Source organism: Rhodoferax sp. (genome assembly GCF_028714215.1).
In the GTDB taxonomy this organism is placed as follows: domain Bacteria; phylum Pseudomonadota; class Gammaproteobacteria; order Burkholderiales; family Burkholderiaceae_C; genus Rhodoferax.
The window spans coordinates 18,120-31,432 of sequence record NZ_JAQTMS010000063.1 but is presented as its reverse complement, the minus strand read 5'-3'; the positions used below and the strand labels follow the sequence as shown (position 1 = coordinate 31,432).

The window sequence follows — 13,313 nt, the reverse complement described above, 5'->3', positions numbered from 1 at the left end:
CCTGCTCCAAATTCTCCGGTACAGTTTGACATTGGCGGTCCTATGTTGTGTTTGGCCTCAGATACCAATGACAACGCGCCTTCGGGCGGGACCGCCGACTCAGCCGTATGAAATATTCAGGCTAGCCCCTTGGCGACCAGACAGCGTGGCAGTGAGCAGTGTGTTCATCCACCAGAAGCCGAAGGTGGAGTTTGGCATCGGCCAAATCGAGATTGGCGACCTACTTCTGGTGCGGCAGCACTTCGTCACTGGAAATCCGCTTCCGCAGGGCTCGGCCTTTCTGCTTCAGGCCAAGACCTGCAACAACCCTGCGACTGGAAAGTTAAAGGGCAACGAAGCCGTTCAGTTCGAACTGTACCGTGACTGGCCGACCTTCACTTTTCCGTCCTATCCAGACTGGCTGCCGACGGGCGCCTCAAGCTGGAACTTCGGTGGCTCAAGCCAAACCGACCGAACCGGCTTGTACGGTGTCGTGTATCCGAAGGAGTTGCGGTACATAACCAGCCCTCGTCGAAAGCGGCGATTTGCAGATGACTGCGCCTGGGGCGTAGGGGCTCGAAAAGATTTTGGCGCAAGCGCAGGTTTCGGCACAGTGGACGCGTCGAAGCTCAGCCTCGGCGCCTTCATGGAAGGCTTCATCAGCGGCAGTCTTGGCAGGCCCTGGGCCATCCATCGCCGAGACCATTGGTCGCAGTTCGTCCAGCAAGTGATGCAACGGGCCGCAGACGAACGATGGACCTTTCCCGTTCAGCGAGCGGGAATCCGTTCCCGGGCTCGCCTTCAGTCAGGCATGCCACTGGCATCGTCGCTGAGCTTGGCCATCCAAGGTGCCGCCCTAAAGCACCTTCAAACTGGAGGCGGCATCGAAACGGTCATCGCCGTCGACGAATGGCTACAGAGCCTTGAAGGTGACGACGACGGGCAAGGTGCTGATGGCCCACCCAACGACCGCAATGCTGCGGCAGCGTCACGTCGCGGGGGTCTTTCCCTCGTTTACGTCGGCACGCTTGGGGACCAACCGCTCGACGACCTACCTCAACAATGAAATGAGGATGCATGCCACTGCTGACTGATTTCGACTGGCAGAGCAAGTACGACCCCGATGCAGGGAGTCTGATTGACCAGTTCTACCTGACCGCGCTGTGGTGTGCCCAGCGCTACGACCGGACGACCGGGTACTTCCGAGCCACCGCCCTGGCCATTGCCGCGCGTGGCATTGAGGGGCTGGTACTGAACACGGGCCGCATGCGCATGGTGGTGGGTTGCACCTTGGGGCAGCCCGAGGTCGATGCCATCGAGCGCGGCCAGTCGTTGAAGGACACCGTGGCCGTACGCCTGCTGTCGATGCCGCTGGCAAGCAGCAGTAAGAGTGAGCAGGAGGCCTTGGAGCTGCTTGCCTGGATGGTTGCCAAGGGCTACCTCGAAATCAAGGTCGCAGTGCCTTGCGACCAGAACCGCAACCCCATCCTGTCCGACGCCATCTTTCACGAGAAGGGCGGCACTATCGAAGACAAGACGGGCAACCGCATCGCGTTCGCCGGCAGTATCAACGAGACCGCGAACGGCTGGTTGCGCAACTGGGAGTCGTTCCATGTCTTCTGCGACTGGGACGGTGGCGCCAAGCACGTGGACGCCGAAGAACGCACCTTCGCCCAGTTGTGGGCCGACAGGTCCAGACGTGCCAAGGTGTTGGATGTGCCGTCGGCCGTCCGGGAGGACTTGCTGCGGTTCATGCCGGCGGACGGAGATGAACCTGAACGCCTGAAGCGCGCCCGCGTTGAGAGGCCGCCTGCAACGCCCGAAGATGGGGGTGGGCCGCCTGCGCCCGACAAGCCGTTGAGTAGCGCCGAAGAAACGCGTAAGCAGGTATGGGACGTCATTTGGCAGGCCCCGCAGGAGCCTGGTGGCGAAGGCATTGCCGAAGCAACGAGTGCCATCACACCCTGGCCTCATCAGGTGCGCGCCTTCCAACGAATGTTGAGCCATTGGCCGCCACGGTTGCTCATCGGCGACGAGGTTGGGCTGGGCAAGACCATTGAGGCAGGCATGGTGCTTCGCTACGCTTGGCTGTCAGGCCGCGCCAAGCGCATCCTCGTGCTGGCGCCGAAGGGCGTGATGACACAGTGGCAGATTGAGCTTCGCGAAAAATTCAACTTGAACTGGCCCATCTACGACGGCAAATCGCTCAAGTGGTACCCGTCACCGCTGATGAAGGGCCACTGCGAACGTGAGGTGTCCCGCGACGATTGGCACCGCGAACCCTTCGTCATCGCATCGAGCCACCTGATGCGGCGCAGCGAGCGGCAGCGCGAGCTGTTGGAAGCGGCCGAGCCGTGGGACCTTGTCGTACTGGACGAGGCCCACCACGCGCGGCGCCGCAGCCCAGGCGCAACCAGGGAAGGCCCGCCCAACCTGCTGTTGCGGCTGATGCAGCAGTTGAACCAGCGGACAAAGGGGCTGCTGCTGCTCTCGGCCACGCCCATGCAGGTTCATCCTGTCGAGGTCTGGGACCTGCTGTCGTTGTTGGCGATGCCGGCGGCGTGGTCGCGCAGTGCGTTTCTCGAGTTCTTCCGGAAGACTGGCAACACCAACCCGTCGCATGACGACCTAGAATTTCTTGCAGCTTTGTTCCGTGCCGCTGAGGCGGCCTTTGGCCCTGTGCCCCAGGACGTTGCCGAGCGGCGTACGGTCGGCAAGAGCTCGCTCAAGGCCAGGAAAGTGCTTCGGGCCCTGCGCGACGTGGCCGCCACGCCGAGGCGGCAGCTCAGCGCCGACGAACGGCGCAGTGCCGTGGCCATCATGCGGGCGCACACGCCGGTGGCTGGCCTCATCTCCCGGCACACGCGCGACCTCCTTCGCGAGTACCACCGCCGCGGAATGATTGACTCGCCCATCGCCACCCGGATGGTGGTCGATGAGTTCCTGGACATGTCGCCGGTCGAGGAAGAGGTATACGGCGCCCTGGAGGACTACATCTCCTCAACGTACAACAACGCCGCGCAAGACAAGCGCAGCGCGGTGGGCTTTGTGATGACGACCTATCGCAAGCGCCTGGCATCCAGCGTCTACGCGCTGCGTCAAACGCTGGAAGAACGCCTGAGCTTCGTCAACGGACAGGCCAGCTTGCCCTTCGACCAGTTGCGGACGGCCGAAGACGCCGAAGACGATGAGGACGACAGCGGAGACCAGGCCGACGACGACGCGGTGTCGGCGCAGAAGCTGGTGGCGCTGAATCAGGAGGAAGGGGGCGACATCGAGCGGCTGTTGCAACTCGTCAAAAGCCTGCCTGTCGACAGCAAAGCCATCAGATTGGCAGAGGTTCTAAAGGCATTGCAGGCCGGCAGCTTCCACGCCATGGACAACTCGTTGCTACCGGCATACCCCCAGGCTATCGTGTTTACGCAGTACACGGACACCCTGGACTACCTGCGCGACTACCTCAAGCGCGAGGGGTTCTCCATCCTCTGCTACTCCGGCCGTGGCGGCGAGTGGTTGCAGCCGGATGGCCGCTGGAAGACCTTGACGCGAGAAGAAACCAAGCGCCGCTTTCGCCGCGGCGATGCCCAAGTGCTGGTCTGCACCGACGCTGCAGCAGAAGGGTTGAACTTCCAGTTTTGCGGGGCATTGGTCAATTTCGATGCTCCGTGGAACCCTATGAAAATTGAGCAACGAATAGGGCGCCTAGACAGGTTGGGGGCTCGATTCGAACGTATCTCAATCGTGAATCTCATGTACGAGGACACGGTGGAGACCGATGTCTATCGGGCGCTTCGAACCCGCATCGGCCTGTTCACCGCCGTGGTTGGCCGACTACAGCCGATTCTCTCTTCAATGCCGCAGCAAATCGCCGCTGCAGCCCTGGCCTCACCTGACAACCGCCAGCAAGCCCGAGCCAACCTGGTCGCCCACTTGCAGCAGCAGGCCGCGGAGCCGCCGCCGGATTCGTTCGACATCGACGATGCCATCGAAGGAGCGTTCGACCTACAGGAGCCTGCACCGGCGCCATATGGGCTCGCTGAGCTTGGCCGTTTACTCGACCGACAGCAACTTCTACCACCGGGGTGCGACACCAATAGACTCTCAGCGAAGGAGACCGTCTGGACCCAGCCGGGTTCAAAGCAGATTGCCGTAACGACAGACCCTGACTTCTATGAAGAGCATTCCGACTCTGTCGAATTCTGGACGCCTGGCAGCCCGGCCTTCCCCTCGATGCCTCCTGCAAGTCCGAGGGCAGGCAATCCCTTGCCGGGGCTTCGCGAGCTGCTTGAGCAGTGATATACGTAAGGTGAACGGTAGTGGTTCCCCGCGCATGTATTAAAGACTCTAAATACGTCAGAGTGGTACTGAGCCCCGCGCCAAGGCCTGGGGCTTTTTCGTGGATGAATAGTGCAGTGCTATCAGACGACGAAAAAGAATAGAAAAACTATGCCGCGGCGGTGTCTATACGGTTTTGAGGGATAGGCTGGCCGGCCGAAAAACTGTCTCCGCAGTCTGCCCTCATCCATCACCGCGGAGCGTTTGACGGAGACAAACCATGCAATCAAGCACAACAACCACAGCGCTTGCGGAGGCGTTCGACTTCGGCATCACCCCGGCAGCAGCTACTGCGCCGGCACAAACAGTCACTGAAGCGCTGGCGGCACTGCCCGAAATATTTCCCGCACAGTCGAAGCCGAAGGCTGCTGCCCCTTCCCCTGCATGGCAGACGACTAAGGAAGCGTTCGCGGGCGCGGAGGCTGCTATCAATGAGGGGCTACCCGAGGGCTGCCGAATGTCCATGGACTCGACACTCGACAAGACCGGCTTTCCGCACCCGCGCTTCAAAAAGACGAAGGACGGTTTCGAGATTTCTGGTCTCAAAAATAGCATCGAAAACTTGGCCTACATGCTCAAGGAATACGGCATCACCGGGCGCTACAACGAAATGCGCCGGTTGCGTGAGGTGGATATCCCCGGCGCGGTGTACTCCAAAGACAACATCTATGACCGGCAAATCGACCTCATCTACAGCTTGGCTGTTCGCAATGACATGACTTTCAGCCGCGACTGGATTAACAACGCGCTGTCCTCAATTTGCGAACAAGATTGCTTCCACCCCGTCAGGGAGTGGATTGAAAGCAAAGAGTGGGACGGGGTCAGCCGCATCGGCGACTTGATTGAGACGCTCAAGGTCGAGCCGCAATACGTAGCACAGCGCAATATGGTCATGCCGAAGTGGCTGGTAGGCGCAGTGGCCGCACTGTACAAGGCAGGGCCGGGCGTCAAGTTCGAGTGCGCGCTGACGATGCAGGGCGAGCAGGGCGAGGGCAAGAGCAGCTGGTTCAAAGCACTGTGCAAGCCGTCTTTAGGTGCGGTGCTGGAAAACTATCAATTGAACCCTGACAGCAAGGATAGCGTGTTCACACTTGCGGGCCACTGGATTGTGGAGCTCGGTGAGCTGGAAAGCACGTTCAGCAAGAGCGCCATGGGCAAGCTCAAAGGCTTTATGTCAAACAGCGCTGACAAACTGCGCAGGCCCTATGCAGTAGGCGACAGTGAGATGCAGCGGCAGACCGTAATCGGAGCGACTGTCAATAGGGCTGACTTTCTCATTGACGACACGGGCAATCGTCGCTGGTGGACAGTGCCGGTCAAAGGGGTCGACTTCATGCACGGGATTGACATGCAACAGCTTTGGACTGAAGTCAAAACGCTGGTGGACGCGGGGGCGGTGTGGCATCTGAACCGGGCGGAAAACTTGGCACTGTCGGGCGTGAATGACTCGTTCATGGCGTCCAGCCCAGTAGCCGAAAAACTGCACGCAGCATTTGACCTTACAAAGAAGCTAAAGGCGCCCACGCTGGCTCTGGTGGGCATGGAGCAAGATGCGGCCGAGTCGCACAACTTGGTGCGCATGACGGCTACCGATATGCTGGAGCTACTGGACTTGCCAATGGACAAGCGGCACACAGGGGAAGTCGGGGCAGTACTGCGCAAGCACGTCGGAGACCCGAAAAAGTCGAATGGAATGCTGGTGTGGACTCTGAAGCTGCGCACGTCCAGTGGAATGTTCTCCCAGGTGCCTGCAAGGTGCAGAAACCTCAGGACAGGCGCCGCCTGAACAGTGGCCAGCTCAAAGACTGCCTACGGGCGGTCTTTTCGTTAAGGGTACAGGCAAGGTCAAAGGGTAGAACGGAAAACGAGTTCTACCCTTAGCAAAAACCGATAGTTCTCCAGTGACACCGCACTAAATACAACTTCTTAAGGGTAGAAGGGTAGATAAATTAGAGGACTCCCGGATGGCTGCATTAAGCCGTGTTTGTATGTGGGCCTGGGTTTGTTGAAAAAACATCTACCCTCTACCCTGAATTTCAGTATGCTATTAAAATAGCATCATGACAAAGACCAAGCTTCCACCCTTTCTTGCGAAAGACGTTGTATCCCTTGCAAGTCTTGGCGTTGCCCAAAAGCTCGCGAGCTCAAAGAAGCCTGCCGGTAAGACTCAGCTGAATGTCTTGCTTGACGCCGGCAAGCGCAAGAAGTTCCGTGCGATTGCCCTGGCCTGGGACACGACCGAGCGTGCGCTGCTTGAGGCATTTATTGACCAGCTCCCTGATGTCACGCCGCAGGCCGTGGCCGCACCCAAGTCTGTTGCTTGGGCCAAGCCGCCTAAGGCGTAGGCGTAAAAAAGCCCCCGAGCCTGGAGCGCGGGGGCTGGTGGGTTGGGGTGTCAGGCCTTGGCGGCGGGTGCTTTCTTCGCCGGTTTTGCGACCTTGTCAGGTGCCTTTGCAATTGCCTCGGCTCTGAATTTCGCCTCTTCCCTCACTTTGCGCTGCAGGCGCTTCAGCTGCTGGGCACTGTCCGAGTTGTACATGTCTGCGCACCACACAACGGCAGACTCTTTCCCTGAATATTGCCGCGAGCACCCTCCGCTGATTAGCAGGTCAGTAGTACGTGCAGTGAACGCAGCCGCTTCCGTAAGCACTCCTGCAAAGCCATTACGCTTGTACCCTTCGTCAAGCATTTTCTTAAAGTGCTCATATGCAGCATCGCCTTTCGGCCCACCGTTTCTTGCTTCCTCTTCTGCATATACCTTTTTCAATTCTGTCTTCGTCATCTCTTGAAATGTCATGTCGTGTCCTCGTTGTGAGTCCTCCCTGTGAGCACTCTCAAGCGCGAGCATAACGGCAGAAGGGAGCTCATCCGGCTCCCTTACGCTTGACCTATGTCAACCCCCTTCGTGTTAGCACAACAGCCCCTCAGGCTTGTTCAGCTGCAGCACTTCCTCATTAAACGGCGCTGCCCATGCCCGTACCTTGACCAGTGCCTCGATGCGCCGCTGGTCGTAGTCACGCCCTGCGAGCAGGATGGGCACCGACAGCTTGCAGTCACGCTTCAAGCGCTCCACCGTCTGCACGTCAAAGCCGCGCACAAGCATCACGCCAAACGCCGGCGTCATGTTGTCAGGGTCCACGAGCAGAACATCAAGCCCAGCAAAGGCGCCCAGCCCCCAGGCGTCCGCTGCGAGGCCTCGTGGCCCAACTGCTCCCAGACCCTTTGCCTTGGCCCACGCGTGCGCGAGGTCAAGGACGGGCTGGCGCATTACCTGGCGGTCTGTCGCCAGGTTGTACCCCGCGCTGAAAGCTATCTGCAGGTGCGCGTCATTAAGCAGTTCCGCCGACCGGCTCGTCAGCACGTACGCGTGCGTGAGGCCATTGACGCGCAGTTGACGCGTCAGCAGCAACCTATCTGTGCGCAGGTCTGTGACAACTTCCTGCGCAGCTTTGAGCGCAGCTTTCGGCGCAGCTTGTGGCCAGCAAAGCTGTGCTATTTCGCGCGTTGTCAGGTAGCCAAACGTACCGACCGAGGTCAGGACGTCAAGCTGTTTTTTCGTAAGTTTTCGGTAGTCGCGCATGGGTAGCTCCTGTCGAGTAGTGGTACCCCCTATAGCTACCCCTTCAAACCCCGCGCCGGCTCTGGCTTTGCGGCCAATCCAGTCTCCGGCGTTGTTTGCGAGGTATCACGCCTCAAACCTAAAGAACGCCTTTGCGACCAGACGCCCCAACAACCGCCCGCCAGAGCACCTACAAGCCCTCACCAGGGGCACCGTGCCACCTACCCCCGCCCAAGGCTTACCGCCCCGCCTTTTGCGGCCAAACCTAAAGCCCCTTTGCGCTCAATTGAACAGCCACGAACAGCCGTGACCCCCCAACCTCCCAGCCTGTACCAAGGAAACCGCTCCGCCTGGGAACCCTTTTTGATTTCAAATTGACCCCCGCGCGAGGCCCTTGGCCAAGGCTCCTTTGCCTATTGCGTGGCCACCAACAGCCCGGCGGGCGCTGCGCTTTGTGCCCGCCGAATACCGCTCGCGGGGCGCTCGCTTTGTTAACAAGTTTGTGTGCCCGTGCTCCGGGTTTTGCCGCGGTAAAGCCGCGAGCCCCGTGCGATGCCACGCTGTGACAGGCGGCCCTTCAGAACTTGTTTTGAGAGTACGTTCCGGGCTGGTTTGCTTAAGTAAAGAATTCTTTACTTAAGCGAAATGGCGCTTGGGCGTCGCCCCTGGTACAGGCTGGACCCCCTTTGTTTTCAAAGAGGGCTGCCGGCTGCTGGTGCGCTGCCAGGCTTCAGAACTTGTTTCCAGAGCACGCTCTGACGAGGCCCGGCGCGCGTTGACCAAGGGTGCCGGGGGTCAGGGTCAGGCTCGCTGGCGCTCGCCACTGCGGCGGGGCTTCGCTTGTCCCGCCGCAGGGTACCGCTCGCTGTCGCTCGCCAAGTTTTTTGTGCCGAGAGTCCGGGTTTTGCCCTCGGTAAAGGCGCAAGCCCCGTGCGATGCCACGCTGCGACAGGCCCGCTACTACTTTTCACCACAAGTGCCGTTTTCGCTACTACTTCTCACCACAACCGGCCACTACGAACGTGCCGGGGCCACTACTATTTCTCACCACAAGTGCCGATTAGCGCTCGCGTGTCCACTTGCGAGACTACTGGCTGTCGTAGCCGCTTGCGTGGTTTGCTGGCCGGTTCTCCCCCGCAAGCAAGCGCCTAAACCCTATTACTACTTTTCACCACAAGTGGCGATGCCACGCTGCCCGATGCCCGGGCAGCTACCGCTCTCATGCCGGCTGTTCGGCTGTTGGAAACCGGTTGATATACGAAGTAGGACAGAACAGACTTTGTGTGATTTCCGAGGGGAGAGTAGGGGCCAGACTTAAGCGATACCGCTTACGCCTGGCTCGCTACCGGGACGGCCGAAAGCCGTTAACCTTAAGGACCTTCATCATGTCATTTTTCACCTGGATTTTTCTGGGCTTCGTTCTTGCCGCTGTTTCTGCTGAAGTGCGGGCACTGTTGGATGCGTGGGCGCTTGCGTCAACGTACCACAAGCCGCAGTTCCGGGTGCCACTTTTTTGGCTCCGGTACCAGTTCAACTCGGTGTGCTTTCACGAGATTTTTGCTTACAAAAGGCGCGTCAAGCCGGCGTATCGTTTGAGTACTTTTCTTATGTTGCACGGCGTTGTGGTTTTCACTGCGGTGTTAACTACAGGAGCGCGGGGCAACGCGCAGCTCATGGAAGTGCTCGGTCTAGGATGCGTGGTTGGGGGTGTGTTTTTTGCGGCACAGTATGGCCGGGCGTTTAGCGCTCACCGCGAACTTGTGGCACGCCTCACTGCGAAAGGAAACCCCCTGCTGTTTGCAGACCTTTGATTCTCATTCACAACGCCCACCTCGGTGGGCGTTTTCTTTTAGATGTCGATGCCGAGCTCTTGCTTGACTGCCCGGCTGAACGCTGCCGCGGTCCAGGCCTCGCCAGAGACGTCAGGCCTAGGCAGGATAGCTGCAGCAAGCAGGCCGACGGCGATGAGGGCAGGCAGGATGGCGAGGGTGTCAAACATGATAGCTCCAGGTGATACCGTTATTATAGCACCTAGATTTATAGAAAGATAGGGTCAGTATCCGACGATTTTTCGATGCGCTGCGACCTTTTTGCTGTACTCTTCTCGTTCCTCTGCGCTGGCGTTGAGCCGCGGAGGGATGGGCGCGAATGGCAAGTACCTGCCTTTTCGCACCGCCGCAGGCACAGCATCGCCCAGTGGCTGCCGTTGCTCAACCGGCCCAAGCACGTCCGGCGCCCCCTCGTGCAGGTCATCCAGGTCGTTATCTGTCGGGTAGTGCTTCAGGAGCTGGCGCGCCGTCTTGCGCATGTCGTCCGCTATGCCCGGCGTGTCGCCGGGGCGTGTGAGCCCCTCAAGAAAACGCCTTGTTTTCAAAAGCGACCGGGTGCGTTGATGTGGCTCTGTCATGTCAGCCATCCTCCGCGCGCGAGAGCGCGCCCGAGGCTTGCCACCAGCGCCTCGAATGCTTCGCCTTGCTGCGATTCGTGACGAAGTATCTCCGACAGGTCGTGTGCGATACATAGCGTAAGCCATTTGCGCTGGATTTTTGTCAATGCTGGCTTCTCCCTCTGCGCGTTTTCGGATACTGTCATTCTTTACCTCTCGTCTTCCGCTTCTGCAAAACCACGCTCGATGCTCCGCACCATGCGCTCCAGTTTGGCGTTCTGCACCTCACTCAACGAGCCACTCCTACGCAGCTCCCCAATTTGCTGCCAAACAAAAGGCAAGCCGTCGTGCGCGGCTGCTTCGAGAATCGCATCGAAGCGGCCTTGCAGCAGCGCATTGCGCAGCAACACCGCTTCGTCTGCGCCGGGGTTCGACGATGCCAAACCGAAGCGCGCTGCGGCTAACGACGCGCGTACTCGTTTGTACGGGATTGTCATTTCTCAAGCCTCCGGCACAGCCAGGCCATCACTCGAAAGTACCAAGTGCGCGTCCGGGCATACTTTGCCCGAAAGCACCAGTACTGCCCCACTTCCTCAAGCTCCTGGCGAAACGTTTTGTTCATATTGATTTCAGCATTTCTTTTGCATTGGCAATCAGCTCATCGCAGCTCTCTTGCCACCGGATTTCTGTCCAACCGCCGCAATCGCTCATGTACGCTTCGATGTCAGCGACCGCCTCGGGCGCGCACAGCCGAAGTGCTCCGGCCGCCAGCACTGCCCGCGACTGACTGCTGAGCTCCGGCAGCTGCGCGTCGCGTAGTAGCTCACGCGCGGCTTTGCGACGTAAGCGACCGTTAGACAATGTTTTCATTCTTTGCTTCCAATTTTGTCCAGCCCGAGTGCGGAAATCGCGGGCTGCTGGACTGCCTCAGCCGTCACATCGACAACGGCGGTTACGCTGTTGATATGCGTCCACCTGTGCCACGTGTACTCGGCGTCACCGTTCCAGCCCGAACTACCGCGCAGCGCATAGACCCGACCGCTTTTCGTAACGCCGCACATGGTGGCGGGGTCAAATTGCACTATCGCGCTGCTGACGCGGCCCTCGCGGTCACGTGCGTTGTAGCCCGCGAAGTGTCGAGTGCGCACTGCGCTCCCCGGCAGCAGTACCTCAAAAACGCGCCAGTCCGTCAACACGAGCTCCGGGCGTTCGGACACCGGTGCGCACGACCAAACGCCGCCCTGAATATCAGCCGCTAAAAGTTTGCGTTGTTTTGTCATTTTTTGCTTCCAATCTTGTCCAGCCCCAGCTCCGTAATTGCTGTTCTGCCGTGTGCACGAGAAAAGGGCGGCACCGGACCGTACAAATGCGGCAGCAATTTGTGCGCGAGCTCAACATCCGCGTAACTGGGGTAGTGGCGCACGAGTTTGCAAGCAATTTCTCGCACAGCCGCTGGCACCCTGGGCGTCAACTTTGGGTCCTGCAGCTCGTGCAGAAAAAGATTGGTTTCAAGAAGGGCGCGGGTTCGTTGGTAAGGGGTGGTCATGCCTTGGGATGATAGTGCACGCCTATCGTTGCTGTCAAACGCGATAGCCTTGCTCTATTCAACGACACTGCTAGCACCTGCCGTCGTCGTCATCGTCCTCCAGCGCCACCAGCGGTATCCGCTGCGTGATGTCGATGCCCCGCTTCGCGAACTTTTCGGCTACCTCGTCACTCAACGGAAACAGTCCGGCAAGTTCGAATATTGCCTCGGCTACCTGCGTCCCGCAGTGCACCTCACTCGCATAATTACGAACGAGATAGTCCTGGTCAATGTCCGTGCCCGCGTCGTCGCCCTGGCGCTGGCTCTCTTTGTGAGCAATAAGCAGTCCCACCATACGCATGTTGCCGTCAAGTATTACCTCGGCAATCGTCACGAAAGTCCTCCGCAGGTCGTGCGGTATCACCTTGTAGCCGAGAAGCTTTGTCGCCGCGCGCAGGGACCATGCAAGGTCGGCACGGTACGGCAGCTTCGCGGTACTCACAGGGCTCGGAAAAACGTACTCGCTCGCTAGGTCGCCACCGTCGGCTTTGCGCTCCTGGATGTAGCCCATCGCGTAATCATTTATGGCGGTGAGGCCCTCGTACCCTTTCCAGCCAACGTCATGCTCCTTGGACTCATACACACTATTTTTGAAGTCAATTTGGTCCCACCGCATCCTCAAGACGCAGTTGAGACGCCAGCCTTGCACCACAAGCAGCATGAGCGCGCGCCGCGCTTCGTTTCGCTTGCCCCGCAGCCCCAAGATGCCCTCGACCAACGCCTTGATATCAATAGTGGCCACCGCGGTCTTGCGCTTGACGCGGGTGTTCTTGCCAGCAAAGTGGTTCTTGAATATCCTGGTATCAAGGGGGTTTCTGCGCACCAGCCATAGTTCCATGAAGTGCTTGTAGAGCCCGTTCATCATCCAGTAAACCGCCCGGGCCTCGTGCAGGCTCGTCTTCTTGACACCGGTCAGTACCTCTTTCCACTTTTCGGGCCCAACGTCTTCCAGCGCCAGCGCGTCCACTTCTGGCTTTAGCAGTCCGTCGTACCACTGCTTGTAGCGCTTGAGTGTTAGCGGGCTTTTGGCACCCCCGCCTTTCTTTGGCTCTTTCAGCCAGGCGGCGAAGGCTCGGCCGACTGTGAGCGCCCCGCCCTCTTCCTTGGTTTTGTGGTAGCGCCGGCGCGCGGCATAGACCGACAAGGCTTCTTCGAGCGTCACGGCGTCCATGCTGGCGCTGCCCGTTTCTGCGACCTCACCGAGGGTGCCGTTCACTATCTTCTTCTGCGCGTCCTCGAAGCGAAAGCCATAGACCGCCTTTCCTTTGGGGCTCACACGCATAAACAGGCCCTTGGCAGTCGGGTGTGGGTACGTGCCGGGGATGCGGGCTAGCGCAGCTGTGCGCGCTTTATTGCCCTCCGGATGCTTTATCGAAATCCACTCAGCCTCCGCCTTCTTTTTCATCGTGACCTCCTTTTTGCATCAAAACCTTTTGCAGCATTTTTGCAGCACATTTATACGCTAAACC

Annotated in this window: 14 protein-coding genes; 5 read left to right on the top strand and 9 right to left on the bottom strand. The window is 59.2% G+C overall.

What is annotated here, in order from left to right; all coding sequences use genetic code 11:
- Positions 1 to 145 precede the first annotated feature (145 nt).
- The 4 genes from PHS32_RS20975 (at position 146) to PHS32_RS20960 (ending at position 6,659) form a co-directional block, all read left to right on the top strand.
- Positions 146 to 1,045 (top strand): hypothetical protein, encoded by a 900-nt coding sequence (locus PHS32_RS20975; protein WP_301081237.1) that lies wholly within the window; start codon positions 146 to 148, stop codon positions 1,043 to 1,045.
- 11 nt (positions 1,046 to 1,056) lie between these two features.
- Positions 1,057 to 4,275, top strand: coding sequence for a helicase-related protein (locus PHS32_RS20970; RefSeq protein WP_301081235.1), 3,219 nt, complete (start codon positions 1,057 to 1,059; stop codon positions 4,273 to 4,275).
- A gap of 259 nt (positions 4,276 to 4,534) precedes the next feature.
- Positions 4,535 to 6,100 (top strand): VapE domain-containing protein, encoded by a 1,566-nt coding sequence (locus tag PHS32_RS20965; protein WP_301081233.1) that lies wholly within the window; start codon positions 4,535 to 4,537, stop codon positions 6,098 to 6,100.
- Positions 6,101 to 6,374: 274 nt separating this feature from the next.
- Positions 6,375 to 6,659, top strand: coding sequence for a hypothetical protein (locus tag PHS32_RS20960; RefSeq protein WP_301081230.1), 285 nt, complete (start codon positions 6,375 to 6,377; stop codon positions 6,657 to 6,659).
- Between the two features lie 50 nt (positions 6,660 to 6,709).
- On the opposite strand, the gene PHS32_RS20955 is transcribed toward PHS32_RS20960, so the two are convergent.
- Positions 6,710 to 7,111: a hypothetical protein gene (locus PHS32_RS20955; RefSeq protein WP_301081228.1), complete on the bottom strand. Its 402-nt coding sequence runs from the start codon at positions 7,109 to 7,111 to the stop codon at positions 6,710 to 6,712.
- Between the two features lie 111 nt (positions 7,112 to 7,222).
- Positions 7,223 to 7,894: a hypothetical protein gene (locus PHS32_RS20950; RefSeq protein ID WP_301081226.1), complete on the bottom strand. Its 672-nt coding sequence runs from the start codon at positions 7,892 to 7,894 to the stop codon at positions 7,223 to 7,225.
- 1,364 nt (positions 7,895 to 9,258) lie between these two features.
- Between PHS32_RS20950 and PHS32_RS20945 the strand changes: the two genes are divergently transcribed.
- The gene (locus tag PHS32_RS20945) at positions 9,259 to 9,684 is read left to right on the top strand and encodes a hypothetical protein (RefSeq protein WP_301081224.1); all 426 of its coding nucleotides are present in this window, start codon (positions 9,259 to 9,261) and stop codon (positions 9,682 to 9,684) included.
- A 38-nt stretch (positions 9,685 to 9,722) separates the two neighbouring features.
- Here PHS32_RS20945 and PHS32_RS20940 read toward each other — a convergent pair whose 3' ends face one another.
- The 7 genes from PHS32_RS20940 to PHS32_RS20910 all read right to left on the bottom strand — a co-directional run bounded on the left by PHS32_RS20940 (position 9,723) and on the right by PHS32_RS20910 (position 13,249).
- Complete coding sequence (locus PHS32_RS20940) at positions 9,723 to 9,872, bottom strand: hypothetical protein (protein WP_301081222.1); 150 nt, start codon at positions 9,870 to 9,872, stop codon at positions 9,723 to 9,725.
- 54 nt (positions 9,873 to 9,926) lie between these two features.
- A complete protein-coding gene (locus tag PHS32_RS20935; RefSeq protein WP_301081220.1) occupies positions 9,927 to 10,280 on the bottom strand; it encodes a BPSL0761 family protein in 354 nt (117 codons plus the stop codon).
- 188 nt (positions 10,281 to 10,468) lie between these two features.
- On the bottom strand, positions 10,469 to 10,756 hold the full coding sequence (locus PHS32_RS20930) for a hypothetical protein (protein WP_301081219.1): 288 nt from the start codon (positions 10,754 to 10,756) through the stop codon (positions 10,469 to 10,471).
- A gap of 121 nt (positions 10,757 to 10,877) precedes the next feature.
- Complete coding sequence (locus tag PHS32_RS20925) at positions 10,878 to 11,129, bottom strand: hypothetical protein (protein ID WP_301081217.1); 252 nt, start codon at positions 11,127 to 11,129, stop codon at positions 10,878 to 10,880.
- Positions 11,126 to 11,539: a hypothetical protein gene (locus tag PHS32_RS20920; RefSeq protein WP_301081216.1), complete on the bottom strand. Its 414-nt coding sequence runs from the start codon at positions 11,537 to 11,539 to the stop codon at positions 11,126 to 11,128. The genes PHS32_RS20925 and PHS32_RS20920 overlap by 4 nt, the downstream gene beginning before the upstream one ends.
- Positions 11,536 to 11,805, bottom strand: coding sequence for a BPSL0761 family protein (locus tag PHS32_RS20915; protein ID WP_301081214.1), 270 nt, complete (start codon positions 11,803 to 11,805; stop codon positions 11,536 to 11,538). The genes PHS32_RS20920 and PHS32_RS20915 overlap by 4 nt, the downstream gene beginning before the upstream one ends.
- 70 nt (positions 11,806 to 11,875) lie before the next feature.
- Entirely contained in the window at positions 11,876 to 13,249 is a 1,374-nt protein-coding gene (locus tag PHS32_RS20910; protein ID WP_301081212.1) for a tyrosine-type recombinase/integrase, read from the bottom strand.
- Between the last annotated feature and the right edge of the window lie 64 nt (positions 13,250 to 13,313).

Excerpts from the sequence above, each read along its gene's own strand:
- PHS32_RS20925 (WP_301081217.1), bottom strand. The coding sequence starts at position 11,129 with ATGAAAACATTGTCTAACGGTCGCTTACGTCGCAAAGCCGCGCGTGAG.
- PHS32_RS20930 (WP_301081219.1), bottom strand. The coding sequence starts at position 10,756 with ATGACAATCCCGTACAAACGAGTACGCGCGTCGTTAGCCGCAGCGCGC.
- PHS32_RS20960 (WP_301081230.1), top strand. The coding sequence starts at position 6,375 with ATGACAAAGACCAAGCTTCCACCCTTTCTTGCGAAAGACGTTGTATCC.
- PHS32_RS20910 (WP_301081212.1), bottom strand. The coding sequence starts at position 13,249 with ATGAAAAAGAAGGCGGAGGCTGAGTGGATTTCGATAAAGCATCCGGAG.
- PHS32_RS20970 (WP_301081235.1), top strand. The coding sequence starts at position 1,057 with ATGCCACTGCTGACTGATTTCGACTGGCAGAGCAAGTACGACCCCGAT.
- PHS32_RS20920 (WP_301081216.1), bottom strand. The coding sequence starts at position 11,539 with ATGACAAAACAACGCAAACTTTTAGCGGCTGATATTCAGGGCGGCGTT.
- PHS32_RS20915 (WP_301081214.1), bottom strand. The coding sequence starts at position 11,805 with ATGACCACCCCTTACCAACGAACCCGCGCCCTTCTTGAAACCAATCTT.
- PHS32_RS20945 (WP_301081224.1), top strand. The coding sequence starts at position 9,259 with ATGTCATTTTTCACCTGGATTTTTCTGGGCTTCGTTCTTGCCGCTGTT.
- PHS32_RS20965 (WP_301081233.1), top strand. The coding sequence starts at position 4,535 with ATGCAATCAAGCACAACAACCACAGCGCTTGCGGAGGCGTTCGACTTC.
- PHS32_RS20935 (WP_301081220.1), bottom strand. The coding sequence starts at position 10,280 with ATGACAGAGCCACATCAACGCACCCGGTCGCTTTTGAAAACAAGGCGT.
- PHS32_RS20940 (WP_301081222.1), bottom strand. The coding sequence starts at position 9,872 with ATGTTTGACACCCTCGCCATCCTGCCTGCCCTCATCGCCGTCGGCCTG.
- PHS32_RS20950 (WP_301081226.1), bottom strand. The coding sequence starts at position 7,894 with ATGCGCGACTACCGAAAACTTACGAAAAAACAGCTTGACGTCCTGACC.
- PHS32_RS20955 (WP_301081228.1), bottom strand. The coding sequence starts at position 7,111 with ATGACATTTCAAGAGATGACGAAGACAGAATTGAAAAAGGTATATGCA.